Below are 23512 nucleotides of genomic sequence, written 5' to 3' on the forward strand. Positions count from 1 at the left end.
GCATGCGCTTCGCCCCACCCGCGGGAGTTACGAAACATACCCTTGTTGATGCTGCGTCATACGACGTCGACATCTACAGCGATGAGGTAATCGCCGAGCCCTACGGCCATTATCAGGCCATTCGCGATGCAGGCCCGGCGGTATGGCTGCCCAGGAATGGACTGTGGGCGGTCGGCCGCTTTGCCGATGTACGCTCGGTGTTGATGAATCACACGAAGTTCTCCTCAGCCCGCGGGGTCGCCGCCAATGAATTGATCAATTCCTCTTCGATCGGCAACACGATCACCAGTGATCCACCCGAACACACCAAAATGCGACGAATCATACGCGCGCCGTTGACGGCGCCAGCGCTAAAGGATGTTGCCCCGCGGATCGAGGCCGAAGCCGATGCGCTGGTCGCGCGTCTGGTGAAGCGGGAAAGCTTCGATGCGATAGAGGATTGTGCTCGCCACTTACCGGTATCGATCGTGTCCGATCTGGTGGGGCTGCCCGAGGATGGACGTGCGAACATGCTGCGCTGGGCGGCTGCGACGTTCGATGCGCTGGGTGCCATGAATTCGCGCGGCACGGCGGCCTTGCCGCAGATACAGGAGCTTCACGCTTATTGTCGCGATCCTTCCACCATCGCCCGTCTTAAACCCGACGGCTGGGCGGCCGCGATCTGGAAGGCTGCAAAAGGCGGAGAAATTTCGATGGAGAAATGCCCGGCGATGATGCGGGATTATATCAGCCCGAGCCTGGACACTACGATCTTCGCCACGGGCAGCCTGATCTGGTTCTTCGGCGAGAATCCCGACCAGTGGGACTTGGTGCGACAGGATCCGTCGCTGATCTCCGCAGCCATCAATGAAGCCGTAAGGCTGGAGTCTCCGATTCGGGGCTTCACTCGGGTCGTGGCGGAAGATACGGTTTTGGACGGAGTGAAACTCTCCGCCGGATCGCGAGTCCTGGTGCTTTACGCGTCAGCAAATCGCGACGAGCGTAAGTGGGAAGAACCAGAGAAATTTAACGTGAGACGGGATGTCCGTGATCATCTCGGTTTCGGGATTGGAGCGCATGTTTGCGCCGGCATGCATCTAGCGCGCCTGGAGATTACTGCGTTGATGACGGCTTTCGCACGCCGCGTATCCCGCTTTGAACTGGGGATGCCAACCAGGGCTGTCAACAACGTGCTGCGGGGGTTCACGAGTCTGCCGGTGACGGTTCGATAAGGCGAGGCGAGCAGCACAGCTCCGTTCTTGCCGCTCGATTCGCGAATGGGGTGCCAACAACATCTGTGGAGCGCCTAGCCCATATCGGGTTCTGTGAAAGCAATTAGCATGGAGTCCGACCAACATTGAGTTAGCCGCCCCAACGAGGCCATCGAATTTCTGCTTGTGGCCCAAGCCGGACTCACGGCCAGTCCCGCCACTTCGCTGCAATCAGGGGCGGAGCAGACCTCGGACGAAGAGCAGCGTAACTAGGCACTCGGCGAACGTTCTCGCCGCGTCCAGGTCGCCCGCTCGGCGAACACCCGGCTGACTTCCGCCATGTGCTCCGTGCCCCATGAGCAGAGCGGCACGAGGGCCTGGGCGAGGCTGTGACCTAACGGAGTGAGGCTGTAGTCCACCCGCGGCGGCACCTCCTTGTAGTCGGTGCGCTTCACGAGCCCATCGGCCTCCAGCTCCTTCAATTGCTGGATCAGCACCTTGTCGCTGACGTCGCGTATGGCGCGGCGGAGCTCGCCATAGCGGGTCGGGCCATCCTGGGCGACGAAGTAAAGGATCAGCGGCTTCCACTTGCCCGCGATGACCCGTAGGGTGGCATCCAGCCCGCAGGTGAATCCGGGCAGATTCGGCGTGCAACGTTGAACGGTTGAAGGCGTCTGGGTCGGCGGAAAGGTCGGGTCTGACATTTTTGGGTACTTACCAAAAGGTGCATACTTGTCGATAGGTGGGTACGCCGCCAGCTCAGTGCAACCTTAGTGAATGAGCACATCATGAGCAGACTACAAGGCAAGACGGCAGTGGTGACCGGCGGTGGCACCGGCATCGGATTTGGAGCGGCGAAGCGGTTCGTCGACGAAGGCGCCTTCGTCTACATTTTCGGGCGGCGGCAGGAGCAGCTCGACGCCGCCGTTGCGAAGCTCGGATCCCAGGCGCGCGCGGTCAGGGGCTCGGTGACCGATCTGTCCGATCTGGACCGGCTTTACGAGACGGTCAGGAAGGAACGAGGCACGCTCGACGTTCTCGTCGCCAATGCGGGGACCGGGCTATTCGCGCCGCTCGGAGAGATCACGGTCGAGCATTACGATCACATCTTCGACGTCAACGTGAAAGGGCTGGTGTTCACCGTGCAGAAGGCGCTGCCGCTGATGAAGCAGGGCGCCTCGATCATCCTGACCGGCTCGAGCACGGGCGTGATGGGGACGCCGCAATTCAGCATCTACAGCGCGACCAAGGCCGCGATCCGCAATCTCGCGCGCAGCTGGGCGCAGGATCTGCGCGGCACCGGCATCCGCGTCAACGTGCTGTCGCCGGGGCCGACCAAGACCGAGCTGGCGCTGGAGATCGTTGGCGAGGAAGCGTTCGATTCGCTCGGCAGCAGCACGCCCATCGGGCGTGTCGGCGACCCCTCCGAGACGGGCGCGGTGGCCGCGTTCCTGGCGTCGTCGGACAGCAGCTACATGACCGGCGGCGAGGTCTTCGTGGATGGAGGCCTGGCGCAGGTGTGAGGTCTTGAGCATGAGGGCTTCGGTTGACCGAAGCCCTCGATGCGCTTCAGATCCCCAGCAGCTTCCTTGCGTTGGCCTTCAGCACCTTCGGCCGGACCTCGTCGCGGATGTCGATCTTGGCGAAGTCCGACAGCCAGCGGTCCGGCGTGATCACCGGCCAGTCCGAGCCGAACAGCATCTTGTCCTGCAGGATCGAGTTGATGTAGCGCACCAGGATCGGCGGGAAGTATTTCGGCGACCAGCCGGAGAGGTCGATATAGACGTTCGGCTTGTGGGTCGCGACCGACAGCGCCTCTTCCTGCCATGGGAAGGAGGGGTGGGCGAGGATGATCTTGAGGTCGGGGAAATCCGCCGCGACGTCGTCCATGTACATCGGGTTGGAATATTTCAGCCGCATGCCCATGCCGCCGGGCATGCCCGAGCCGACGCCGGTCTGGCCGGTGTGGAACAGCGCGATGGCGCCGCCATTGTTGATCTCTTCGTAGAGCGGATAGGCCATGCGGTCGTTGGCGTAGAAGCCCTGCATGGTCGGGTGGAATTTGAAGCCGCGCACGCCGTATTCCTCGATCAGCTTGCGCGCCTCGCGCGCCCCGAGCTTGCCCTTGTGCGGGTCGATCGAGACGAACGGGATCAGGACGTCGAGATGATCGGAGGCGACCTCCAGCATCTCGTAATTGTTGTAGCGGCGGAAGCCGGTCTCGCGCTCGGCATCGACCGGGAAGATCACCGCGGCGATGTTCTTGGAGCGGTAATAGGCCGCGGTCTCCGGCACCGTCGGCGGATGCTTGTTCGGCGACTTGAAATACTCCGCCATCTGCGCCTGGAAGTCGTCATAGCCGTCGTCGGGATGGCAGCCGCAGGGCTCCTCGGCATGGGTGTGGATGTCGATGGCGACGACCTTCTCGATATCAGGCAGCTTCAGCTTCGGCATTGGTGTCCTCCCGACCGGTTGCCGAATTGATTATAGTATATAACGAATTTGGCAAGGCGCGCGGGAGGCGACATTGTTGTCGGCAAGCGGTCTTCACTCCCTCGGTTGGTCGGGAGGGCAGATCGGGCCGATCCGGCCGCTTTGACCGTGCATGAGGTTGTTTTCGAGAATTTGCCGGTTCGGAAGGCGGCAGTGAACATTGACATCACCTGCCGCCATGCCTTAAGAACCGCCCCGTCCCGGGCGGTCGTCCGCCAGCGGGAAAAATCTCATTTTGCCACATTCGCGCGTGCCGCAACGGTAGTGCCGAACACGGCCTTTCGAACGTTCAGGATTCCGCCATGAAGGTCCGTAACTCGCTGAAATCGCTGCGCGGTCGCCATCGCGCCAACCGCCTGGTCCGCCGCAAGGGCCGGGTCTATGTGATCAACAAGGTGCAGCGCCGCTTCAAGGCGCGCCAGGGCTGATCTCAAGGCTGATCTCAGCCCGGCCGGACGCCTTCGCGTTCCCGCAAGACCACTGCTCACACGAGTTTGACGCCGCCTTTGCTTTGCAAGGGCGGCTTTGCGCGTTTAGACTTTCACCATGGCAGTGAGATTCCCGCATCCGCGCACTTTGTGTCTGGCCCTTGTGCTGGCAAGCCTCGGGCTGGCTCCGGCGCTGGCGCAGCAGATTGAGCCGCCGAGCCCGCCCGGCAAGCAGAAGAAGCTGCCGGAGGCACCGGCCAAGCTGCCCAAGGTCGATCGCACCAAGAATCTTGATTTCCTGTTCGGCGCGCTGAAGGCGGCGCCCGACGAGGTCAGCGCCAAGCATGTCGAAGCGCGGATCTGGGCGATCTGGCTCCAGACCCCCAGCGACACCGCGGCGCTGTTGATGGCGCGCGCCAAGACCGCGGTCGACGCCAAGAAGATCGAGGTCGCGATCAAGCTGCTGGACTCGGTCATCAAGCTCAGGCCCGACTACATCGAGGCCTGGAACCGACGCGCCACGCTCTATTACATGCAGAACGATTATGGTCGCTCGCTTGCGGACATCCAGCAGGTGCTGATCCGGGAGCCGCGCCATTTCGGCGCGCTCGCAGGCCTCGGCATGATCATGCAGGAGGTCGGCGACGAGAAGCGCGCGCTCGACGCCTACCGCAAGGCGCTCGCCGTCAATCCGCACCTCGAGAAGATTCCCGACCAGGTCAAGTCGCTGACCGAGAAGGTCGAGGGACGCGATATCTGAAGCGGAATGGGCTTTGGTCGAATCGATGCGTGCGGAGAACTCGGATCACCTCTCCTGCAGGGAGAGGTAATCGCCCGTGCCGATCGAGCCTCACTCCATCATGCTTTAGCCGACAACTCGACCATTTCTTGAGAGAACGTGGCGTCTTCGGATTAACCACGATCGCAGGCGCGGCATCGTGAGCACTATTGCCCGGGCCGCCGCGAGCCTACCTGCATGGCAGGAGCGAAAGCCATGAAGCGTTTGATTTTTGCAGGGTGCTTGCTGCTCGCGTCGGGGACGGCGAGTCTCGCCGACGGATTGTTCTGGGTGGTCGGCAACCGCGCCACCGGAAAATGCAATATCGTGACCAGCAATCCGGTCATCATCGGCGATATCTGGTTTGGCGATGGTCCCTACAAGTCCAGGGCCGATGCCAAGCTTGCCCGTTCGACGATCCGCGTCTGTCCCGCGCTCACGCCGGACGAGGAAAAGGACGAGGACGGCACGAACTAGCCTGCCTTAATGCAGGACGCTGCCGCCGCGCTCGACCAGGCCGCGATCGGCCGCTGCCGCGTAGGCCCTTGCCAGCTCCGTTTCGAGATGCTCGTTGATCAGCAGCAGCGCCCGTACGGCGCCGCGCAGGTCGCCGTTGCAGCTCGCGACGATTTCGTCGATCGCAGTGTCGTTTGATCTGAAGCTCATCGAAAATCCTCCGGTTCGAACCAGGACAATTTCTGCCGGTCTTTCCCACATCCCCTGAGGCATGCGAGGAGGATCGGCGCCCACCCGCGCCTAGATGGCGGAACCGACCATGGCGATTATATGGACGCCGCGATGACGGCGGCATGAAGCCGTTCCGGGCTTGCGTATGCCTGTGGAATAATGTTGATTCCATTGAGTTTTTACGTTCTGCAATTGTGCACATATCCACAGCCCCGGCATTTCGGTGGACCACGAAAAGCCGAAGGCAGCGAAACTGCCGCCCTCCAGACCCGTAACTGCCCTGTGCCCAGGATCACCCGGATTCTCCCCATGATCGTGATGTCAGTCGTGACGGCGCTGGTTGTGCTGGCGCTGGTCACGCAGGCCGGGATCGTCGCCGTGCAGCGCGCCTTTCCGCCGCAGGGCGAGATGGTGGACGTCGACGGCGCGACGCTTCACGTCGTCGATATCGGCCCGCGCGATGCCGGCTTGCCGATCGTGATGCTGCACGGCGCGAGCTCCAATCTCGAAGCGATGCGGCGCCCGCTCGGCGACATCGTTGCCAGGGACCATCGCGTCATCCTGGTCGATCGCCCCGGCCATGGCTGGAGCACGCGTGCGCGGCGGCAGGATTCCACGCCGCAGATCCAGGCGCGGATGATCGACGAGGCGCTTGCAAAGCTAGGGATCGAGCGTGCGGTCTTCGTGGTGCATTCCTGGAGCGGCGCGCTCGGCGCGCGGCTTGCGCTCGATCATCCCGGCCGCGTTGCGGGCCTCGTCATGCTCGCGCCCGTCACCCATCCCTGGCGCGGCGGCGTCGGCCGTTACAACGAGATCATCGCGACGCCGGTGATCGGTCCGCTGCTCGCCTACACCATCACCCTGCCGCTCGGTTACTTTCTCGCCGAACCCGGCGCGCGCAGCGTATTCCTGCCGCAAATGATGCCCGATGGATTCGTGCGGGATTCCGCGACGCCGCTCTTGCTGCGCCCGCGCGAATTCATCGCCAACGCCTATGATCTGGTGACGCTGAAGCAGGCGGTTGCGGCGCAAGTGGCACGCTATGGCGAGATCCAGGCGCCGGTGACGGTCATCGCCGGCGAGCCCGACAAGACGGTGAAAACCAACATCCACGCCCGCCCGTTCGCGGCCACGGTGCCGAATGCGAAGCTGATCGTGCTGCCCGATCTCGGCCACATGGTGCAGAATGCCGTGCCCGACCGCGTGAAGGCGGAGATCGAGGCAATGCTCGGGAGGATCGTCCCGGCACAAGCGGCCGCCGATTAGAAGTTTTCGCGCTCTCGGTAGGGTGGGCAAAGGCGCACTTGCGCCGTGCCCACGAGTTCCCGACGACGGCGAAAGACGTGGGCACGCTCCCGTAGCCCGGATGGAGCGTCAGCGTAATCCGGGGCCGCTCGCCCGGCATCTCGCATCGTCCCGGATTACGCTTGCGCTCCATCCGGGCTACGGCACCGTGCCTGTGTCGCCCTCTGTCAATCCCGCTCGTCAAAAATATTCCACTTTACCGAAATTCGGAAATGACGTATGTGTCGCCCATCCCGGCTCAACCAGGAGGGGCGATCTCGAGGTCGTCTTGATCCCGAGCCGGGCTTGCGGTGGACGCGGCAGCGTCGGCATGAGAGGTGCGGGCAGGGCGGGTAGTCCCTGTGAGCCCGTGGCCGCGTGCGGACGAACGGCGCTGTTCAGTTCGTCGCGCCAACATTCGACGGCTACGTGCACGATGCCGTCGACCCTGTGGCGCTCACGAATGTGCGTACGGCAAAACCGTGTGGTCCTGGCCGTCGTTGCTACGGTCAAGCCTATCGCGGAGGTGCGAGCGAGCCCAACCGGGCAGACTGCATCATCCAATCCGCGGGGCGAGGGAGGCCAGAAGGAAAGTTCGGCTCCCGGGAGAGCACGGCATAAGCCGTCCGACCATCGCGCAGGGAAGGCCGAGTGATCGGCACCACCTGTATGCTGCTGTGCGGTTCTTCTGCGTGTGCATTTTCGCGCAGCGGACCGCGGGTGCGTTGTCAGCACCCGGCCTTCCCTGCACCCTCTTGGCTTTGAGGGTGGCGACGCAAGCAAAGCTCGGGCGAATTGCGCCGCGAGGTCGAAGAGGCGTGTCTGTGAGTCGAGCTGCGTGTCACAACCTCGATCTCGTAGGGTGGGCAAAGCGCAGCGTGCCCACGCGTCTATCTCCGCATTTGAAAGGTCGTGGGCACGGCGCCAGTGCGCCTTTGCCCACCCTACGACACCGCCGCCTGGGATGTGCAGTGGAGTATCGCAATGCCATGCAGAAAACGCGTCGCAACAACAAGCGACAGCTCCGGTTCTGATGCGATCGGAACCGGAGCTGCAGCGGCCGCTTCAGGCGTGCTTACTGCTTGATCTTCCCGTCCTTGTCGTATTGGGCAATGAAGGCCCAGAGATTGTTGATCTCGGTCTCGTTCTTGATGCCGGCGAACGCCATCTTGGTGCCGGGGATCTTGGCCTTGGGGTCCTTGATGTATTCCTTGAACACGGCCTCGTCCCAGGTGATGCCGGAATTCTTGTTCGCATCCGAGTAATTATAACCCTCGACCGTGCCCGACTTGCGGCCCTTGAGGCCGTTGAGCTCGGGGCCGACCTTGTTCTTGGCGCCCTCGCCGATCGCGTGGCAGGCCAGGCATTTGTTGAACGATGTCTTGCCGGCCGCGACATCCTGCGCCATCGCGGCGGGTGCGGTGGCAATCATTGTGAGGATCGTCAGTGCGCCAAAGGTCAGTTTTGTCATAAGTGTGCTCTTCGTCTCTTCCCGGGTCAGATGGAGGGCCGTGTTTTGGCAGGTCCGATGCAATTGGACAAGCCGCGAAACCTTGACAGGTTTCATGCTAGCAGGCTTGTCCCAGAGAGAACTTGCGCTGCAACAAAGCAATGCGACCTTCGGAGGACCTACCCAAAGCGGGCAAGACATGATTGATTTGCTGCGACTTTTCCATCTGGCGGACGAGAGCTTCTGAAAATGGCCATCATGATGCCCGCAAGCGACCAGGCCGTGCTCGCACGCCGCGCCGAGATCGTTGCTGCACTGCGCGCCATCGTGCCCGGCGAGGGCGTGATCGATACGCCTGCCGAAATGCGGGCCTATGAGTCCGACGGGCTCACGGCCTATCGGCAGCCGCCGATGGTCGTCGTCCTGCCCGACACGACCGAGCAGGTCTCGCTCATCCTGAAATATTGTGCAGGGCAAGGCATCAAGGTGGTGCCGCGCGGCTCCGGCACGTCGCTGTCCGGCGGCGCGCTGCCGCTCGAGGACGGCGTGCTGCTCGGCCTCGGCAAGTTCAAGCGCATCCGCGAGATCGATTTCGACAACCGCGTCGTCGTCACCGAGCCCGGCGTCACCAATCTCGCCATCAGCCAGGCGGTGGCGCATGCCGGCTTCTATTACGCGCCCGACCCGTCCTCGCAGATCGCCTGCTCGATCGGCGGCAACGTCGCGGAAAATTCCGGCGGCGTGCACTGCCTGAAATACGGCATGACCACCAACAACGTGCTCGGCTGCGAGATCGTGCTGATGAGCGGCGAGATATTGCGCATCGGCGGCAAGGGGTGCGAGAACCCCGGCTACGACCTGATGGGCGTCATCACCGGCTCCGAAGGCCTGCTCGGCGTCATCACCGAGATCACGGTGCGCATCCTGCAGAAGCCGGAGACGGCGCGCGCGCTGATGGTCGGCTTTGCCGAGGTCGAGGCCGCCGGCGAATGCGTGGCGCGCATCATCGGCGCCGGCATCATCCCCGGCGGCATGGAGATGATGGACAAGCCGGCGATCCACGCCGCGGAAGCCTTCGTCCACGCCGGCTATCCGCTCGACGTCGAGGCGCTGCTCATCATCGAGCTCGACGGTCCCAAGATCGAGGTCGACGAGCTGATCGTTCGTGTCGAAAGCATCGCAAGAGGCTGCGGCTCGGTGACGCTGCAGATCTCCAATTCGGAGGCCGAGCGCAATCTGTTCTGGGCCGGCCGCAAGGCCGCATTCCCGGCGGTGGGGCGCATCTCGCCCGATTATCTCTGCATGGACGGCACCATTCCGCGCGGCGCGCTGCCGAAGGCGCTAGCGCGCATCCGCGAGCTCGGCGAAAAATACCAGCTCGGCTGCGCCAACGTGTTCCACGCCGGCGACGGCAATCTGCACCCCCTCATCCTCTACGATGCCAACAAGCCCGGCGAGATCGAGCGCGCCGAAGCCTTCGGTGCCGACATCCTGCGCGCCTGTGTCGAATTCGGCGGCGTGCTCACCGGCGAGCATGGCGTCGGCATCGAGAAGCGCGACCTGATGCCTGACATGTTCAGCGAGATCGACCTCAACCAGCAGCAGCGGCTGAAATGCGCGTTCGATTCCCAGGGCCTGCTCAATCCCGGAAAAGTGTTCCCGACCCTGCACCGCTGCGCCGAGCTCGGCCGCATGCATGTGCATGCCGGCAAGCTGGCGTTCCCCGACATCCCGCGGTTCTAGCGCGATCGTGGCAAGCGTCGAATTGCTTTTCGTTGTAAACTTGGATACCGCCTTTTCCCGTGGATACGCTCAAAGTCAGAGACGCCAAAGACGTCGAAGAAGTCGTGCGCGCGGCGATCGCGAACGAGCAGCCGCTCGAGATCGTCGGTCATGGCAGCAAGCGCAACATCGGTCATGCGATGACGACCAATGCGGTGCTCGACGTCTCCGCGCTGAATGCCGTCACCTCCTACGAGCCCAACGAGCTCATCATCACGCTTCAGGCCGGCGCGCCGCTCGCCGACGTGCTGGCGCTGATCGACGCCAAGAACCAGCAATTCGCCTTCGAGCCGATGGATACCGCCCCGCTGCTCGGCACGCCCCCAGGCGGCACCATCGGCGGCATGATCGCGGCCGGGCTCGCCGGTCCGCGCCGCATCAGGGCCGGCGGGGCGCGTGATCACCTGCTCGGGGCGCACGCCGTCTCCGGCTTCGGCGACAGCTTCAAGACCGGCGGCAAGGTGGTGAAGAACGTCACCGGCTACGACCTCTGCAAGCTGCTGGCGGGATCCTGGGGCACGCTGTCGGTCATGACCGAGGTCACGCTGAAGGTGATGCCGAAACCCGAGGCGGAGCGGACGCTGTTGTTCCGCGGCCTCGACGATGCCACGGCGAACAAGGCCATGACCGCGGCGCTCGGCTCGCCCTTCGACGTCTCCGCCGCCGCGCATCTGCCGTCTCAGGCGTTCCGCGCCAAGGCCGACGGGCTCGGCGATCTCGCCGGCGAGGGCGAGGCGCTGACCCTGCTGCGGCTGGAGGGCATCACCGCCTCCGCCGCCCACCGCGCCGGTTCGCTGCGCGAATTGCTGGCGCCGTTTGGAACCGCGACGCTGATCGAGGACGTCGCTTCCGCGGCGCTGTGGACCACGATCCGCGACGTGCTGCCGTTCGCGGCTAGCGGCGCGCTCGGCGCCTGGCCGGTGTGGCGGATCGTCTGCCCGCCCGCCTCGGGTGCCGCGCTTGGCACGCAATTGGCGCGCGAGACCGGCGGCGAGGTGATCTACGATTGGGGCGGCGGCCTGATCTGGGCGGCGCTGCCGCCGAAGGACGACGCACACGGCCCGGCGGTGCGCGCGCGTGCCAACGCGCTCGGCGGGCACGCCACGCTGATCCGGGCGGCCGAGGAGATCAGGCGCAATGTCGACGTGTTCCATCCGCAGGCATCAGGCATCGCCGCCCTGAGCGAGCGGGTCCGCGCCAGCTTCGATCCGAAGACCATCCTGAACCGGGGACGGCTCACGCGGAGCGCTGCCGAATGAAGACCGAATTTTCCCTGGCGCAGCTCGCCGACCCCGACATCGCCGAAGCCGACAAGATCCTGCGCGCCTGCGTCCATTGCGGCTTCTGCACGGCAACCTGTCCGACCTATGTGCTGCTCGGTGACGAGCTCGATAGTCCGCGCGGGCGCATCTATCTGATCAAGGAGATGCTGGAGAAGGACCAGGCGCCGACCGCGGAGGTGGTCAAGCACGTCGACCGCTGCCTGTCGTGTCTGGCCTGCATGACGACCTGCCCCTCCGGCGTGAACTACATGCACCTCGTCGACCAGGCCCGGGTCAGGATCGAGCAGCGCTATCAGCGGCCCCTGACTGAGCGGCTGCTGCGCCGGGTGCTGGCCTTCGTCCTGCCGGACCCGCAGCGATTTCGCATCAGCATGGTGCTGGCACGGCTGGCCCGTCCGCTGGCCGTGTTCCTGCCGACGCCGCGCCCCTCGGCCACGCCCGGCTTGGTCCAGCGCCTCAAGGCGATGCTGGCGCTGGCCCCGCACCGGCTGCCGTCACCGGGACCTCTGCCGGGCAGCGTGTTCGCCGCGCTCGGCAAGAAGCGCGGCCGCGTCGCGCTGCTGCAGGGCTGCGCGCAGCAGGTGCTGGCGCCGCGCATCAACCAGGCCGCCATCAGCCTGCTCACCCGTCACGGCATCGAGGTCGTCCTTGTCAAGGACGAGCAGTGTTGCGGGGCGCTGACCCATCATCTCGGCGACGACCGCGACGCCTTGGCCCGCGCCCGCGCCAATGTCACTGCCTGGCAGAAGGAAGCGGCAGGCGAGGGACTCGACGCCATCCTGGTGACGGCCTCCGGCTGCGGCACCGTGATCAAGGACTACGGCTATCTGCTGCGGGAAGACAAGGCGTTCGCTGCCGATGCGGCGAAGGTGTCTGCGCTCGCCAAGGACATCACCGAATATATTGCCGGCCTCGGACTCGAACCGACTGCGCGCCAGGACAACATCGTCGTCGCCTATCACTCCGCATGTTCGTTGCAGCACGGGCAGAAAATCACGGCCCTTCCGAAAGAATTGCTTTCCAAGAATGGATTCGTGGTGAAAGATGTGCCGGAGAGCCATTTGTGTTGCGGTTCGGCGGGGACTTACAACATTCTCCAACCCGAGCTTGCGGGCCGGTTGCGCGATCGCAAGGTCGCCAACATCGCGAGCATCAAGCCGGACATGATTGCCGCGGGCAATATCGGCTGCATGGTGCAGATTGCCAGTGGCACGTCAGTTCCGGTCGTACACACGATTGAGCTTCTCGATTGGGCGACGGGCGGGTCGCGGCCGGCACTGAACGCGTCAGTTTGAGCTTTCAGAGCCTGAACTTTCCTCCCGAGGTGACGACTGAAGACGCCCGATCACCATTGTTCGGCGGCAACAGGAGGACCACGATGGCGAAAGCGAAGAAGAAGAAAAGCAAGAAGGCCAAAAAGGCCAAGAAGGTTGTAGCGGCGAAGAAGTCCGCCAGGAAGGCAACCAAGAAGTCCGCGAAGAAGTCGGCCAAGAAGTCTACCAAGAAGTCTACCAAGAAATCTGCCAAGAAATCGAAGAAGGCCGCTCCCAGGAAGGCCGGGAAGAAGGCTGCGAAGACGTCGGCCAAGAAGGCTGTGAAGAAGGCCGCCAAGAAGGCTGCACCGAAGAAAGCCGCGAAGAAAGCGGCACCGAAGAAGGCGAAGGCAGCTCCCGCGCCGAAGCCGTCAGCACCGCCGGCCGCTCCGGCTCCCGAGCCGGCAGCGGAGACGAGTTGGGCGATGCCTTCGTCTTCTGCGGAAGCGGCGCCGGCCGAGGAGCAACGCTAGAGCACGATCCGGACAAGTGCTGCCAATGAAGGCCGCTGCGGTGACGCTGCGGCCTTTTTGCATCGCGACCAGCATCTCCGGCAAGGCGTTCTCCTCTGGGGCGGCTGATTCGTAGCCGGATTGTCACGCTGGCCGCCTTCTCCGTACTTGCACGGGCTGCTCGGTGCACCTTGCAATGCAAATGATGTGATCAAGAAGACACACAGGCCGACAACCTTTCGTGGAATCGTCAAAACGCCCAAAAAGGCGGCAGATGCCCGTGATTTTTGCTTCACGGGCCCCGTCCCACCATCCAGATTGTCGCAGTAACGTGATTTTGCACACAGGTCGTTCGCCGGGGGGCTTCCGGGATCCGACTGCGTAGAACTGGCGATGGGGATCGAAATGAAGAAAGTGGCTTTGTTAGCAACGGCGCTGGCATTGGTGACGACGGGTTCGGCTTTCGCGGCGGACATGCACGTGAAGGCGCTGAGGGCCCCGCCGCCGCCGGCCTTCGATCCGTGGGATATCGCCTTCGGCGGCGCGATCATGAGCAACTACGTCTTCCGCGGTATCACGCAGTCGAACAACAAGCCGTCGGTCGCCGCGTATTTCGAGCCGCGCTACAACGTCACCAAGGACCTCCAGCTCTATATCGGCGTTGCCGGTGAGAGCATCTCCTTCCCGAACCGCGCCGCGGCCGAAATCGACATCTACGGCGGTATCCGCCCGACCTTCGGCGCCTTCGCCTTCGACATCGGCGTCTGGGGTTACCTCTATCCCGGCGGGACCTGCTATTACGGTGGCACCGGCGTTGATAATATCGGAGTCTTCCACGGCGCCGAGTGCGCCGCGAACGCCTTGCCGAATGGCAACGTGATGAAGAGGGACGTCAGCTTCTTCGAAGTCTACGGCAAGATGCTCTACACGGTGAACGACAATTGGGCGTTCGGCATCAACGAGTACTACTCGCCGAACTTCCTCAACACCGGCGCCTGGGGCAACTACACCTCGATCACGGGCAAGTGGACGGCGCCGAGCGCGACCTTCGGTGCGAGCGGTGTCGGCATGTATGTGTCGGGCGAATTCGGCCGTCAGTGGTTCGGCACCTCCGACAGCTTCTACGGCGTCCCGGCCTTCCCGAACGGCATCAAGTACGCCGACTACAACACCTGGAACATCGGTGTCGGCTTCACTTACAAGGTGATGACGCTGGACCTGCGTTACTCCGACACCGACTTGAGCAAGGGTGACTGTAACGCCTTCACCAGCGACTTCACCGCCGGCGGCACGACCAACGTGACCCCGATCAATCCGACCGGCGTCGGCTCCAAGTGGTGCGGCGCGACCGGCATTGCCAAGCTCTCGTTCGACCTGACGGCGATGACCAACCTGAAGTAAGTTTCTTCCCGGAACGACTTAGCGAGGGCGGCAGGGCAACCTGCCGCCCTTTTGCTTTGAGGGCCTGAGACAACGCGAGGCGCCAAACGCGAGGGGCGCCGGAGGCTGCCGGGGTCCGCTCGCAACGACGGACGCCGGAGCGAGCTGCTCCCTTTCCGGCCGGCCCTCAGCGCGCCGTGGTCGGCTCCGGCGCCGCCTGGCCGCGCGTCCCGAGCACGTGGATATCGCCGTCCGGCACCAGCGCCACCTTGCGGGTATGGAAGGCGTCCAGCGTCGAGCGGTGGCCGATCGAGACGATGGTGGCCTGTGGCAGCTTCTCCGTCAGCAGCCGGTAGAGCCGGTCCTCGGACGGCTCGTCCAGCGATGCGGTCGCCTCGTCGAGGAAGAGATAATCGGGCACGTGCAGCAACGCGCGGGCAAGGCCGAGGCGCTGCTGCTCGCCCAGCGACAATGTCCGGTTCCAGTGCGCGTCCTCGTCGAGCCGGTCCGCCAGGCGCGGCATGCCGACCGCAACCAGGGCATCGCGGATCTTCTCGGGCGGGATCGAGCCACGCTCGGCCGGGTAGATGACGGCGTCGCCGAGCGGGCCGATCGGGAAATACGGCCGCTGCGGCAGCATCATCAGCTTCGCCTTCTCAGGGATCGCGATCGTGCCGGTGCCGAACGGCCAGATGCCGGCCATGGCCCGGAACAATGTCGATTTGCCGGAGCCAGACGCGCCGGTCACCAGCACGCGCTCCGACGGCTGGATCGTGAAGGCGCCGGCTGCGACCAGAGGCGCGCCGTTCGGCAGTTTGACGAGCAATTGCTCGAGCGTGATGGCCTCGGCCCTCGATGGCACGACGTCGATCGCCGGTTCGAGCGTCGCGCCGCGGGCGGCGGCGCTGACCGACATCTCGAAGCCGTCGAGGCGGGCGATCACGGCGCGCCACTCGGCGAGCGAGCGGTAGGCCGTGACGAAGAACGACAGCGCGTCCTGCACGCTGCCGAACGCCGAGCCGGTTTGCATCATGTCGCCGAGCTGGATGCGCTTGGCGAAATAGGCAGGCGCCACCACCACATAGGGAAACAGCGTCGCGGCCTGGCCGTAGCTGGCCGTGAACGCGGTCAGCCGCTTGGTCCGGCTCATGATCTCGTACCAATTGCCGATGACGAAGCCGAAGCGTTGCAGCAGCCGCCCCCGCTCGGCGTTCTCGCCCTTCAACAGGGCGATCTGCTCGGAATTCTCGCGCACGCGGATCAGGTTGAAGCGAAAATCGGCCTCGAAGCGCTGCTGCTCGAAATTCAGGTTGATGAGGGGGGCACCGATCCAATGCGTCAGCGCGGTGCCCGCGATCGCGTAGGCCACCGCGCACCAGACCAGAAAACCGGGGACGACGATGTCGGTGCCGTAAATGTACAAGGGCGCCTTGTAGGACAGGCCCCAGAGGATGACGATGAACGAGGCCAGCGTCACGATGGAGGACAACAGGCCGAGGCCGATGCTCAGCGTCTGTTCGACGAAGGTCTTGACGTCCTCGGTGATGCGCTGGTCGGGGTTGTCGGCGGCGTCGCCCTTGAGCTGCATGCGGTAATGCGTGGCGCCGTCGAGCCATTCGCCGAGATAATGTCGCGTCAGCCATTGCCGCCAGCGGATCTGCAGCCATTGGTTCAGGTAGAGCTTGTAGACGGCCAGCGCGACGAAGGTGAAGGCAAGGCCCAGGAAGATCCAGACCTCCTTGACGAACTCGGGCAGATCGTAGGCCTGCAGCGCGCTGTAAAACCGGTTCTGCCATTGATTGAGCAGCACGTTGATCGCGACCAGCACCAGCTCCATCGCGACGATGACGGCGAGCAGGCCGCGGCCGGCCCATTTGTCCTCCGACCGGAAATAGGGAGCGGCGATTCGCCAAACGATCGCGAGCGTGGCGCTGATGTTCTTCACAGAGCGGGGTCTCCTCGGGGAATGTGGACAAATGGCCGGAGCCAAGGACTTGAAACCATGGCGGAAAGCGGCGCGCCTAGACTAAAGTCGCAGGTTCTGCAATTTGCGTTGTCTTGTCGCACCCCGCAACCCTAGCATGGCCTTCGACGGCGCGGGCCAGAGGCGCTCGGGGATTTCGCGACCTTGTGAGCGGACGGGAACCGCTGCATTCGCGAGGCATTCGCCTCCAGCGCGGGTGTATCGCTTCGAACATCAAGCAGGATCGGCTCTCCACGCGGGCCGCCTGTCGCAACATGCGTGGGGAGAAGACCATGTGGAATCAAATCTATGATCCATTGCACAGCCCGGTACTGTCGACGATTGCGGCGGCAGTGCCCGTCGTCACGCTGCTGGTGCTGATCGCGAGCGGCCGCGTCCAGGCCCATATCGCGGCCATCATCGCCGTGATCGTGACCAACCTGATCACGATCTTCGTTTTCACCATGCCGGCGAACATGTCGATCCGCGCCTCGGTGCTGGGCATCGTCACCGGGTTCTTCCCGATCGGCTGGATCGTCCTCAACGTCATCTTCCTCTACCAGGTGACGGTGAGCACCGGCCGCTTCGAATTGCTCAAGCGCGCGGTCGGCGGCGTCACCGAGGACCGGCGGCTGCAATTGCTGCTGATCGCGTTCTCGTTCGGGGCGTTCTTCGAGGGCGCCTCCGGCTTCGGCACGCCGGTCGCGATCACCGGCGCCGTGCTGATCGGGCTCGGCTTCTCGCCGCTCGCGGCCTCCGGCCTGTCCCTGATCGCCAATACCGCGCCGGTCGCCTATGGCGCGCTGGGCACGCCGATCCAGGGCCTTGCCTCGGTCACCGGACTCGATCCCTACATCCTCGGCGCGATGGTGGGACGGCAATTGCCGTTCTTCTCGCTGCTGGTGCCGTTCTGGGTGGTGTGGGCGTTCGCGGGCTGGAAGGGCATGAAGGACGTCTGGCCGGCGATCCTCGTCACCGGCGTGTCGTTCGCAATCCCGCAATTCGTGATCTCGAACTACATCAATCCGTGGATCGTCGATATCGGCGCATCGCTGATCTCGATGGGGGCGCTGATCCTGTTCCTGAAGGTCTGGCGGCCGAGGGAGCTCTGGCTGTCGCCGGCGCTGCGCGGCCGCGACGAATCGGCAGCGACCATGGCGGCCGCAAAGCCGCTCGACCGGACGCCGCTGACGCAGAGCGAGCTGTTCAGCGCGCTGTTGCCGTGGGCCATCGTCTGCATCGTGATGCTGATCTGGGGCAACGGCGCCTTCAAGGGCTGGGCGAATTCGATTTTCGTCTGGAACTATCCCGTCCCCGAGCTGCATCAGATGATCAACAAGATGCCGCCGGTCGCGCCGGGGCCGACCAAAGAGAGCGCGGTGTTCGCCTTCACCTATCTCTCCTTCACCGGCACGGGCATGCTGATCGCGGCGATCATCTCCGGCGTCCTGATGGGGGTCGGTCCCGGCCGGCTCCTGACCGAATACGGCCGGACCATCCGGCTCTGCGCGATCTCGCTGGTGACGATCTCGGCGATGCTCGCGATCGGCACGCTGACGCGCCTGTCGGGCGTCGACGCGACGCTCGGTCTCGCCTTCGCGGCCACCGGCGTGCTCTATCCCTTCTTCGGCACGCTGCTCGGCTGGCTCGGCGTGGCGCTGACGGGATCGGATACGTCGTCCAATATCCTGTTCGGCAACCTGCAGAAGATCACCTCCGAGCAGCTCGGCCTGTCGCCGATCCTGATGAGCGCGGCGAACTCGTCCGGCGGCGTGATGGGCAAGATGATCGACGCCCAGTCGATCGTGGTCGCCTCCACCGCGACCAATTGGTACGGGCATGAGGGCACCATCCTGCGCTTCGTGTTCTGGCACTCGATCGTGCTGGCGTGCCTCGTCGGCGTGCTCGTGACGTTGCAGGCCTATGTCTGGCCGTTCACGGCGATGGTCCTGAAGTAGCCGGCCACGTCCGGCTTTCGACGCAGATCCCCGCGAGGTTCGTCCTCGCGGGGATCTTTGCATCCGGATTGCACGAACCTTCTCAATGGCGCCGCCGTCTTATAGAAGGTGCGGCAAATCAGGTCGGACGAGAGGTCTCATGGTTGGGTTCAGGCGGTTGGTGTGTGCGGCGGTTGCCATGCTCGCGATGTCCACGCCCGCGCGTGCCGAGGACGGTTTTCCGTTCGGCAGCGAGATGACGCTGGAAGCGTTGCCGCAAGCGGGCTCCAAGCGGATTCCGAACATCGAGATCGGCGACCACGGCGAGGTCGTGCTGGAGCTCTGGTGCAAGGGCGGCAAGGGCCAGTTCTCGGTCGCCGGCAATACCGTGATCTTCGTTCCCGGACAGATCCAGGATCGCTCCTGCCCGCCGGCAAGAGCCCAGGCCGACGACGAGCTCGTCGCAGCGCTCTCCAGCGTAGAGACCTGGAAGCGCCAAGGCGATGTGCTGACCCTGATCGGCCCCAAGCCGCTGCGCTTCCGTACGACGGGGAATTAGAGTTCTCGTGTCCCGGACAAGGCGCGTCGCGCAAGCGATGCGCCGCAGAGCCGGGACCCAGTTCTTCATCCGTGACTTCGCTCGTGGACTCTGGGCCCCGGCTCGCAGCGCTCGCGCTGCGTCCGGGGCACGATAGCGCCGCTTACTTCCACACCGACTGGTCGGCGTCCCAGCGCTGGCCCTTCAGCTCCTTGGCGAGCGCCTCGATCGAGCCGTTGTCGTCGGGCAGATCGCCTTCCTCGTCCAGGCTCGCATCATCGGAGAGCTTGAGCTTAGGCCCGCTGCTCTCGTCGGCCGTCGTCGTCGCGGGGCTGCCGATCCAGAGCATGAGCTTGTCGGTGGTGCCCGGCTTGTCCGGCGAAACGAGCCCGGCGACCTCGATCGTGTCGGTCAGCTCGAGCGCCGGAAAATCCTGGTTCGGCCGCTTGAAGACCAGCATGAGCTTGCCCGTGGCGGAGTTGAAGCTCTGCGAGACCGGCTTTGCCGCCAGTGTCCGGCTCAAGACGTTCGAGACGGCCGCCGCCAGCTTGGTGCGGTTGATCCTGTCGCCCTCGCGCCAGTCGGCCGCGGGAAAGCGGATGGTGCGGTCCATCTCGGTCATGCCGGCGGTCCAGCCTGCGGCCGTGACGCCGGGCATCGCCTTGAACTTCGCCAGCAGCGCGGCGGCGCGCTCGGGATCGACCGACATGTTGAGGGTCTGCTCGCCCGCGCGCAGCGCGTCGCAGCCGACATTGAGGCTGGCCAGCGTCACCTCGACCTCCTGGCCCTTCAGGCTCTTCAGGAAGTCGGTCGCGGCCTCGAGCTTGACCTTGACCGCGATCGCCTCCGGCGAAACGTCGGTGAAATCCTTCGGCTGCGGCGTGATGCCGTCGTCGGAGGTCTGGTTCTCCAGGAATTCCCTCTCGCTGAGATCGGAATTGTCGGGCGATGTGACCTCGGTCACCGCCTGGCCGATGCTGATCTGGCCGCGAAACTCGAAGGTGTCTCCGCTCTGCTTGCGCAGCAGCTTGACGCTGACGGGCGCCTTCTCATTGACGCTCTGCGTGGTTCCGGTCAGCGTCTGGCCCGCGACCTGGAGATTGACGACGAAGCGGTCCTTGCGGTCGGAATTCTTCGCGATCGGGTAACAGACGTCGAGCACGGCCGCGGTGACCGTCTTGCCCTGGCGCGTCTCCTTCAGGATCACGTCGGCATTGCCGTCCATCAACCCGTCGAGGGAGGTGAAATAGCGCGTCTCCACGCCGCCGGGCGCCGTGGCCTTGGGCGAAAGCTTCATCTGGGCGGAAGCGACCTCAGGCGCAGCCGCAAGCAGGGCCGCCAGCAGAGCCGTCAGGACAATCGTCAGACAAACCGGAAGCGCGCGCATCGCGAAAATCCCTGATCAAGAATCGGCGCGTCACCGTAGTGGGTTTTGGCCGTCGGTTGAATCGGAAAGCTGAAGGCAGGATCGGCAAAAAAGAAGGCCGCCCGGAGGCGGCCTTCACAACACTGTAATGGAAGGACGGAGTTAGAAGCCGCCCATGCCGCCGCCGGCGGGCATCGCGGGCGGGGCTTCCTTCTTCGGCGTCTCGGCGACCATGGCCTCGGTGGTCACCAGCAGGCCGGCCACGGAGGAGGCGTCCTGCAGCGCGGTGCGCACCACCTTGGCGGGATCGATGATGCCCTTCTCGACCATGTCGACATAATCCTCGTTCTGGGCGTCGAAGCCGAAGGTCTCGGACTTGTTCTCCAGGATCTTGCCGACCACGATCGAGCCTTCCACACCGGCATTCTCGGCGATCTGGCGGATCGGGGCTTCGAGCGCCTTCAGCACGATGTTGATGCCGGCCTGGACGTCGTCATTGTCGTTGGAGAGGCGGCCGACGGCCTTCTTGGCGCGGAGCAGCGCGACGCCGCCGCCGGGGACGATGCCTTCCTGCACCGCGGCGCGGGTGGCGTTGAGGGCGTCCTCGACGCGGTCCTTCTTCTCCTTGACCTCGATCTCGGTCGCGCCGCCGACGCGGATCACCGCGACGCCGCCCGCGAGCTTGGCGAGGCGCTCCTGGAGCTTCTCGCGGTCGTAGTCCGAGGTGGTCTCCTCGATCTGGGCCTTGATCTGGCCGACGCGGGCCTCGATGTCGGGCTTCTTGCCGGCGCCGTTCACGATGGTGGTGTTCTCCTTGTCGATCACCACCTTCTTGGCGCGGCCCAGCATCTTGACCGTGACGTTCTCGAGCTTCATGCCGAGGTCTTCGGAGATCAGCTGGCCGCCGGTCAGGATCGCGATATCCTCGAGCATGGCCTTGCGGCGGTCGCCGAAGCCCGGCGCCTTGACGGCGGCAACCTTGAGGCCGCCGCGCAGACGGTTGACGACCAGGGTGGCCAGCGCCTCGCCCTCGACGTCCTCCGCGATGATGACGAGCGGCTTGCCCGACTGCACCACCGCTTCCAGCACCGGCAGCATGGCCTGCAGGCCCGAGAGCTTCTTCTCGTGCAGGAGGATGTAGGCGTCCTCGAGCTCGGCGGTCATCTTCTCGGGGTTGGTGACGAAGTAGGGGCTGAGATAGCCGCGGTCGAACTTCATGCCCTCGACGATGTCGACTTCGGTGTCGAGCGACTTGTTCTCCTCGACGGTGATGACGCCCTCATTGCCGACCTTCTGCATCGCCTGGGCGATCATCTTGCCGATGGCGGCATCGCCGTTGGCCGAGATGGTGCCGACCTGGGCGACCTCGGAGGAGGCGGCGACGGGCTTGGCGCGTTTCTCGATGTCCTTGACGACGGCCGCCACGGCGCTGTCGATGCCGCGCTTGAGGTCCATCGGGTTCATGCCGGCGGCAACCGCCTTGGCGCCTTCGCGCACGATGGCCTGGGCCAGCACGGTCGCGGTGGTGGTGCCGTCGCCGGCAAGGTCGTTGGTCTTGGAAGCGACCTCGCGCACCATCTGGGCGCCCATGTTCTCGAACTTGTCCTCGAGCTCGATCTCCTTGGCGACGGTGACGCCGTCCTTGGTGATGCGGGGCGCGCCGAATGACTTCTCGATGACGACGTTGCGGCCCTTCGGGCCGAGCGTCACCTTGACGGCGTTGGCGAGAATGTCGACGCCGCGCAGCATGCGATCGCGCGCGTCTCCGGAAAACTTGACCTCTTTGGCAGCCATTTCTGCAATCCTCGTGTTTCGTGATGTGTCTGGCCGCTCGTTCGTCGCATCGCTTCCGGGATCCGGAGATCAAACCCGGCGGAATGATGGATGCCCGGATCGCGTTGACCCGGGCACGACATTCAGCGGCTGTTCAGGCGGATGGCCTTAGGCCAGCACGCCCATGATGTCCGACTCCTTCATGATCAGGAGCTCTTCGTTGTCGATCTTGACCTCGGTGCCCGACCACTTGCCGAACAGCACGCGGTCGCCGACCTTGAGGTCGATCGGGGTCAGCTTGCCGGTCTCGTCGCGGCCGCCCGGGCCGACGGCGACGACCTCGCCCTGGGACGGCTTTTCCTTGGCGGTGTCCGGAATGATGATGCCGCCCTTGGTCTTTTCCTCGGCGTCGATACGTTTGACCACGACACGGTCATGCAGCGGACGAAATTTGGATTTAGCCATGACGTTTCCCTTTGGAGGCTCGCTTCGGAAGTAGTGGAAGTGGGTGCGGCGGCGCTTCCGTCCATCCCCTATCCCGAAGATCGAACGGCGCGCTTAGCAATCGGGCTTTCCGAGTGCTAATAGTGGGCTCGGAAATATGGCTTGGCCGCGATCCTGTCAAGCAAAGGTGGTTAAGCGATTGGTGAGGCGGATATAGGATGGTGGCATTGGAAACTTGTTCGGGGCGCCGACCTGTCAAAGGACGTCATTGCTCCGGCAGCTTTTTTGCGCTTGGCTGCAGGAGGGGTGCGGCCATGGTCTTGCTCGGGGGAATGCCATGATCAGTTCAGCTCACGCGCGCGCGGTTGCCAATCTGGCGGCCGCCTCTTGTCTGGCGCTGTTGCTGGGCGCCTGTGGCGGCGGTTTGAGCCTGCCGTCCTTCTCGTCGTCCCCGCCGCCGCCCGAAGCGGAGCCGGGCGTCGCCCCGGAAATGCCTGCGACCATTCGCGCCGACGAGATCGTGGGCCGCTGGGGTCTGGCCTCGTTCCAGAACCCGGCCGACCGCGCCCGCACCGAGGCGGCCGCCCGGGCCCAGTGCAAGAATCCCTACGTGATCACCGCTGGTTCCTCCGGCGGCGTGATCATGCATCTGGCCGACCAGGCGACTCCCCAGGAGCTGCGGCTGAAGGGCTCGCCGAGCGGCAAGAACTACATCGGACCGGCGGGGCCGACCCCGGGCGACCAGGACCGCGAAATCATCTCCTTCGACGGCCGCGTCCTGATCACCCGCTTCATCGACAAGGACGCCGCCACCCGTTACGGCAACATGGTCTACGTCCGCTGCGCACCGAGGGCGTAGTCACCTCACTTTGTCATGCCCGCGCAGGCGGGCATCCAGTACGCCGCGGCTTCTCGGCTCGAGCCTCGCTGTCTCTGGAATACTGGATCGTCCGCCTTCGCGGACGATGACA

22 protein-coding genes are annotated in these 23512 nt (G+C 64.4%); 14 read left to right on the top strand and 8 right to left on the bottom strand.

The genetic code is table 11. The features are described from left to right. Window positions 1–2 precede the first annotated feature (2 nt). Window positions 3–1211 carry a cytochrome P450 gene (locus DCM79_RS22690; RefSeq protein ID WP_257176429.1) on the top strand — a complete coding sequence of 403 codons (1209 nt, stop codon included), beginning with the start codon at window positions 3–5 and terminating at the stop codon, window positions 1209–1211. A gap of 248 nt (window positions 1212–1459) precedes the next feature. Here the strand turns inward: DCM79_RS22690 and DCM79_RS22695 are convergent, their stop codons facing one another. Then, complete coding sequence (locus tag DCM79_RS22695) at window positions 1460–1894, bottom strand: helix-turn-helix domain-containing protein (RefSeq protein WP_257176430.1); 435 nt, start codon at window positions 1892–1894, stop codon at window positions 1460–1462. A gap of 84 nt (window positions 1895–1978) precedes the next feature. Here DCM79_RS22695 and DCM79_RS22700 point away from each other — a divergent pair, with 84 nt between their 5' ends. Further along, on the top strand, window positions 1979–2713 hold the full coding sequence (locus DCM79_RS22700) for an SDR family NAD(P)-dependent oxidoreductase (protein ID WP_257176431.1): 735 nt from the start codon (window positions 1979–1981) through the stop codon (window positions 2711–2713). A gap of 46 nt (window positions 2714–2759) precedes the next feature. Here DCM79_RS22700 and DCM79_RS22705 read toward each other — a convergent pair whose 3' ends face one another. After that, complete coding sequence (locus DCM79_RS22705) at window positions 2760–3644, bottom strand: amidohydrolase family protein (RefSeq protein WP_257176432.1); 885 nt, start codon at window positions 3642–3644, stop codon at window positions 2760–2762. A 341-nt stretch (window positions 3645–3985) separates the two neighbouring features. Between DCM79_RS22705 and ykgO the strand changes: the two genes are divergently transcribed. The 3 genes from ykgO to DCM79_RS22720 all read left to right on the top strand — a co-directional run bounded on the left by ykgO (window position 3986) and on the right by DCM79_RS22720 (window position 5366). Beyond that, window positions 3986–4111 carry a type B 50S ribosomal protein L36 gene (gene ykgO / locus DCM79_RS22710; protein WP_006611362.1) on the top strand — a complete coding sequence of 42 codons (126 nt, stop codon included), beginning with the start codon at window positions 3986–3988 and terminating at the stop codon, window positions 4109–4111. A gap of 118 nt (window positions 4112–4229) precedes the next feature. Then, entirely contained in the window at window positions 4230–4871 is a 642-nt protein-coding gene (locus DCM79_RS22715) for a tetratricopeptide repeat protein (RefSeq protein WP_257176433.1), read from the top strand. A 234-nt stretch (window positions 4872–5105) separates the two neighbouring features. Next, the gene (locus tag DCM79_RS22720) at window positions 5106–5366 is read left to right on the top strand and encodes a hypothetical protein (protein ID WP_028134305.1); all 261 of its coding nucleotides are present in this window, start codon (window positions 5106–5108) and stop codon (window positions 5364–5366) included. Window positions 5367–5372: 6 nt separating this feature from the next. On the opposite strand, the gene DCM79_RS22725 is transcribed toward DCM79_RS22720, so the two are convergent. After that, window positions 5373–5555: a hypothetical protein gene (locus DCM79_RS22725; RefSeq protein WP_257176434.1), complete on the bottom strand. Its 183-nt coding sequence runs from the start codon at window positions 5553–5555 to the stop codon at window positions 5373–5375. A 330-nt stretch (window positions 5556–5885) separates the two neighbouring features. On the opposite strand from DCM79_RS22725, the gene DCM79_RS22730 reads away from it, so the two are divergent. Continuing rightward, the gene (locus DCM79_RS22730; protein ID WP_257176435.1) at window positions 5886–6842 is read left to right on the top strand and encodes an alpha/beta fold hydrolase; all 957 of its coding nucleotides are present in this window, start codon (window positions 5886–5888) and stop codon (window positions 6840–6842) included. A gap of 1093 nt (window positions 6843–7935) precedes the next feature. On the opposite strand, the gene cycA is transcribed toward DCM79_RS22730, so the two are convergent. Further along, a complete protein-coding gene (gene cycA, locus DCM79_RS22735) occupies window positions 7936–8331 on the bottom strand; it encodes a cytochrome c-550 CycA (protein ID WP_257176436.1) in 396 nt (131 codons plus the stop codon). A gap of 228 nt (window positions 8332–8559) precedes the next feature. Between cycA and DCM79_RS22740 the strand changes: the two genes are divergently transcribed. From DCM79_RS22740 to DCM79_RS22760, 5 genes are all read left to right on the top strand, one after another. Then, window positions 8560–10053, top strand: coding sequence for an FAD-linked oxidase C-terminal domain-containing protein (locus DCM79_RS22740; RefSeq protein WP_257176437.1), 1494 nt, complete (start codon window positions 8560–8562; stop codon window positions 10051–10053). 59 nt (window positions 10054–10112) lie between these two features. Next, window positions 10113–11351 (top strand): FAD-binding protein, encoded by a 1239-nt coding sequence (locus DCM79_RS22745; protein WP_257176438.1) that lies wholly within the window; start codon window positions 10113–10115, stop codon window positions 11349–11351. Further along, window positions 11348–12670 (top strand): glycolate oxidase subunit GlcF, encoded by a 1323-nt coding sequence (glcF, locus tag DCM79_RS22750; RefSeq protein ID WP_257176439.1) that lies wholly within the window; start codon window positions 11348–11350, stop codon window positions 12668–12670. Before DCM79_RS22745 ends, glcF begins: the two co-directional genes overlap by 4 nt. Window positions 12671–12753: 83 nt before the next feature. Further along, complete coding sequence (locus DCM79_RS22755) at window positions 12754–13161, top strand: hypothetical protein (RefSeq protein ID WP_257176440.1); 408 nt, start codon at window positions 12754–12756, stop codon at window positions 13159–13161. A 384-nt stretch (window positions 13162–13545) separates the two neighbouring features. Next, entirely contained in the window at window positions 13546–14541 is a 996-nt protein-coding gene (locus tag DCM79_RS22760; protein WP_257176441.1) for a TorF family putative porin, read from the top strand. Window positions 14542–14707: 166 nt separating this feature from the next. Here the strand turns inward: DCM79_RS22760 and DCM79_RS22765 are convergent, their stop codons facing one another. Continuing rightward, on the bottom strand, window positions 14708–16465 hold the full coding sequence (locus DCM79_RS22765; RefSeq protein WP_257176442.1) for an ABC transporter ATP-binding protein/permease: 1758 nt from the start codon (window positions 16463–16465) through the stop codon (window positions 14708–14710). A gap of 311 nt (window positions 16466–16776) precedes the next feature. On the opposite strand from DCM79_RS22765, the gene DCM79_RS22770 reads away from it, so the two are divergent. Together DCM79_RS22770 and DCM79_RS22775 are read left to right on the top strand one after the other, a co-directional pair. Next, window positions 16777–18441: an L-lactate permease gene (locus DCM79_RS22770; protein ID WP_257176443.1), complete on the top strand. Its 1665-nt coding sequence runs from the start codon at window positions 16777–16779 to the stop codon at window positions 18439–18441. A 139-nt stretch (window positions 18442–18580) separates the two neighbouring features. Further along, entirely contained in the window at window positions 18581–18979 is a 399-nt protein-coding gene (locus tag DCM79_RS22775; protein ID WP_257176444.1) for an META domain-containing protein, read from the top strand. A 142-nt stretch (window positions 18980–19121) separates the two neighbouring features. On the opposite strand, the gene DCM79_RS22780 is transcribed toward DCM79_RS22775, so the two are convergent. From DCM79_RS22780 to groES, 3 genes are all read right to left on the bottom strand, one after another. Continuing rightward, window positions 19122–20345 carry a hypothetical protein gene (locus DCM79_RS22780; RefSeq protein WP_257176445.1) on the bottom strand — a complete coding sequence of 408 codons (1224 nt, stop codon included), beginning with the start codon at window positions 20343–20345 and terminating at the stop codon, window positions 19122–19124. A gap of 141 nt (window positions 20346–20486) precedes the next feature. Continuing rightward, complete coding sequence (gene groL / locus DCM79_RS22785; protein WP_028134319.1) at window positions 20487–22118, bottom strand: chaperonin GroEL; 1632 nt, start codon at window positions 22116–22118, stop codon at window positions 20487–20489. Between the two features lie 147 nt (window positions 22119–22265). After that, window positions 22266–22562 (bottom strand): co-chaperone GroES, encoded by a 297-nt coding sequence (groES, locus tag DCM79_RS22790; RefSeq protein ID WP_028134320.1) that lies wholly within the window; start codon window positions 22560–22562, stop codon window positions 22266–22268. A 316-nt stretch (window positions 22563–22878) separates the two neighbouring features. Between groES and DCM79_RS22795 the strand changes: the two genes are divergently transcribed. Beyond that, window positions 22879–23400, top strand: coding sequence for a hypothetical protein (locus DCM79_RS22795; protein WP_028134321.1), 522 nt, complete (start codon window positions 22879–22881; stop codon window positions 23398–23400). The last annotated feature ends 112 nt before the right edge of the window (window positions 23401–23512 follow it).

This window comes from Bradyrhizobium sp. WBOS07 (assembly GCF_024585165.1).
Taxonomy (GTDB): Bacteria; Pseudomonadota; Alphaproteobacteria; order Rhizobiales; family Xanthobacteraceae; genus Bradyrhizobium; species Bradyrhizobium japonicum_B.

Coding starts and splice junctions, on each gene's coding strand:
- groES (WP_028134320.1), bottom strand. CDS start 22,562: ATGGCTAAATCCAAATTTCGTCCGCTGCATGACCGTGTCGTGGTCAAA.
- ykgO (WP_006611362.1), top strand. CDS start 3,986: ATGAAGGTCCGTAACTCGCTGAAATCGCTGCGCGGTCGCCATCGCGCC.
- DCM79_RS22760 (WP_257176441.1), top strand. CDS start 13,546: ATGAAGAAAGTGGCTTTGTTAGCAACGGCGCTGGCATTGGTGACGACG.
- DCM79_RS22720 (WP_028134305.1), top strand. CDS start 5,106: ATGAAGCGTTTGATTTTTGCAGGGTGCTTGCTGCTCGCGTCGGGGACG.
- DCM79_RS22730 (WP_257176435.1), top strand. CDS start 5,886: ATGATCGTGATGTCAGTCGTGACGGCGCTGGTTGTGCTGGCGCTGGTC.
- DCM79_RS22740 (WP_257176437.1), top strand. CDS start 8,560: ATGGCCATCATGATGCCCGCAAGCGACCAGGCCGTGCTCGCACGCCGC.
- DCM79_RS22715 (WP_257176433.1), top strand. CDS start 4,230: ATGGCAGTGAGATTCCCGCATCCGCGCACTTTGTGTCTGGCCCTTGTG.
- DCM79_RS22795 (WP_028134321.1), top strand. CDS start 22,879: ATGATCAGTTCAGCTCACGCGCGCGCGGTTGCCAATCTGGCGGCCGCC.
- DCM79_RS22700 (WP_257176431.1), top strand. CDS start 1,979: ATGAGCAGACTACAAGGCAAGACGGCAGTGGTGACCGGCGGTGGCACC.
- DCM79_RS22770 (WP_257176443.1), top strand. CDS start 16,777: ATGTGGAATCAAATCTATGATCCATTGCACAGCCCGGTACTGTCGACG.
- DCM79_RS22755 (WP_257176440.1), top strand. CDS start 12,754: ATGGCGAAAGCGAAGAAGAAGAAAAGCAAGAAGGCCAAAAAGGCCAAG.
- DCM79_RS22780 (WP_257176445.1), bottom strand. CDS start 20,345: ATGCGCGCGCTTCCGGTTTGTCTGACGATTGTCCTGACGGCTCTGCTG.
- groL (WP_028134319.1), bottom strand. CDS start 22,118: ATGGCTGCCAAAGAGGTCAAGTTTTCCGGAGACGCGCGCGATCGCATG.
- DCM79_RS22705 (WP_257176432.1), bottom strand. CDS start 3,644: ATGCCGAAGCTGAAGCTGCCTGATATCGAGAAGGTCGTCGCCATCGAC.
- DCM79_RS22775 (WP_257176444.1), top strand. CDS start 18,581: ATGGTTGGGTTCAGGCGGTTGGTGTGTGCGGCGGTTGCCATGCTCGCG.
- cycA (WP_257176436.1), bottom strand. CDS start 8,331: ATGACAAAACTGACCTTTGGCGCACTGACGATCCTCACAATGATTGCC.
- DCM79_RS22695 (WP_257176430.1), bottom strand. CDS start 1,894: ATGTCAGACCCGACCTTTCCGCCGACCCAGACGCCTTCAACCGTTCAA.
- glcF (WP_257176439.1), top strand. CDS start 11,348: ATGAAGACCGAATTTTCCCTGGCGCAGCTCGCCGACCCCGACATCGCC.
- DCM79_RS22690 (WP_257176429.1), top strand. CDS start 3: ATGCGCTTCGCCCCACCCGCGGGAGTTACGAAACATACCCTTGTTGAT.
- DCM79_RS22725 (WP_257176434.1), bottom strand. CDS start 5,555: ATGAGCTTCAGATCAAACGACACTGCGATCGACGAAATCGTCGCGAGC.